The organism is Vulcanococcus sp. DEBay_Sum29NL08_54 (assembly GCF_017859255.1).
GTDB lineage: Bacteria > Cyanobacteriota > Cyanobacteriia > PCC-6307 > Cyanobiaceae > Vulcanococcus.
Map to the genome: position 1 here is coordinate 1 of NZ_JAFMNJ010000064.1, position 1,109 is coordinate 1,109.

4 protein-coding genes are annotated in these 1,109 nt (G+C 62.8%); 1 reads left to right on the plus strand and 3 read right to left on the minus strand.

Annotation, left to right across the window (positions count from 1 at the left end):
- Positions 1–59: 59 nt before the first annotated feature.
- Both QZ186_RS11250 and petN read right to left on the minus strand, forming a co-directional pair.
- Positions 60–218, minus strand: a complete 159-nt coding sequence (locus tag QZ186_RS11250; RefSeq protein WP_010317254.1) for a hypothetical protein — start codon at positions 216–218, stop codon at positions 60–62.
- A 24-nt stretch (positions 219–242) separates the two neighbouring features.
- Complete coding sequence (gene petN, locus QZ186_RS11255) at positions 243–344, minus strand: cytochrome b6-f complex subunit PetN (protein ID WP_010317256.1); 102 nt, start codon at positions 342–344, stop codon at positions 243–245.
- 77 nt (positions 345–421) lie between these two features.
- Between petN and clpS the strand changes: the two genes are divergently transcribed.
- Positions 422–733, plus strand: coding sequence for an ATP-dependent Clp protease adapter ClpS (gene clpS, locus QZ186_RS11260; protein WP_010317258.1), 312 nt, complete (start codon positions 422–424; stop codon positions 731–733).
- Between the two features lie 9 nt (positions 734–742).
- On the opposite strand, the gene QZ186_RS11265 is transcribed toward clpS, so the two are convergent.
- Complete coding sequence (locus tag QZ186_RS11265; RefSeq protein WP_010317260.1) at positions 743–967, minus strand: hypothetical protein; 225 nt, start codon at positions 965–967, stop codon at positions 743–745.
- Positions 968–1,109: the final 142 nt, after the last annotated feature.

Genomic DNA, 1,109 nt, shown 5'->3' on the forward strand with positions numbered 1-1,109 from the left:
CACCAACAGCTCGACGGAACGGTCCCAGGCCCAAGGTTCAAAAACCCCCGGCTCGAGCGTCACTTGCGGGCGCGAGCTGAGGGCTGAACCGGTTGCTGGCGGCGACGCCTGTCGCGCCACTCAATGGTGGAGAGATAGAGGACTCCACCGCTGACAAACACCAACAGGGCTGCGGTGGTCACCGCGAGAACACTGTTGATGTTGAGCGACTCAATCACGGATGAGTAACCCGGCGCTCAGGCTCAGAAATTCAGGGTGCCGTCGCCGTTGCGACCCCAGACGACCATGGCGATCGAGAAGGTGAAGACGGCGGCAAGAGCGGCCCAACCCACAGTGATCAGCATGGTGCGCAGAAAGCGTTTGGACGAGTGTAACCAGGGCTGTGACCCAAACTGAGATCAGATCTGCTGGCTGTTTCGAGATGCAACCCATCCGCTCCATCAGCTCCTCCCCAGGCGGACAGGCCGTCATGGAGCGGCAGCGGGTCAGAGCGCCGTACCCCACGGGTCGGGTGATTGTTCTCGACGATGACCACAACACGTTCCAACACGTGGTTGAGGTGCTGGTGAAACACATCCCAGCCATGGTCAGCGATCGCGCCTGGGAGCTGGCCCATCAGATCGACTCGCAGGGCTCAGCGGTGGTTTGGAGCGGTCCGCTCGAGCAGGCTGAGCTCTACCACCAACTCTTGGCCGGAGAGGGCCTAACCATGGCACCCGTGGAGCGGGGCTAAGGATCTCGGTTAAGCGAAGCGCCGTTGCAGCAGCTCGAACATCGGCAGGGTGCGCAGACGCTCCTGTTCGGCATCCAGAACGAAGCTGAGGATGCGACCTGAGCAGACCGCCACGCCCTTGACGCTCTGGTCGCCACTGCGCTCAAGGCTGACCAGCTGGGCGGCACCACCAAGCTCGTCACTGAGCCGTTGCCGCAGCTGCTCGCGCAGCTCTGGAGCGTGCTGGCCTGCCATCCGGCAAAAGAGGGGACAGCATCTCTAGCAGCGGTCAGGCAATCCCGCCACCAGGGCACTGGTTTCTAGGGTGCCCGCCATGGGACGGCTGGTCATCACCCACAGCACCTACCTCGAGGGCCTGATTCCCTGCCTGAAACGG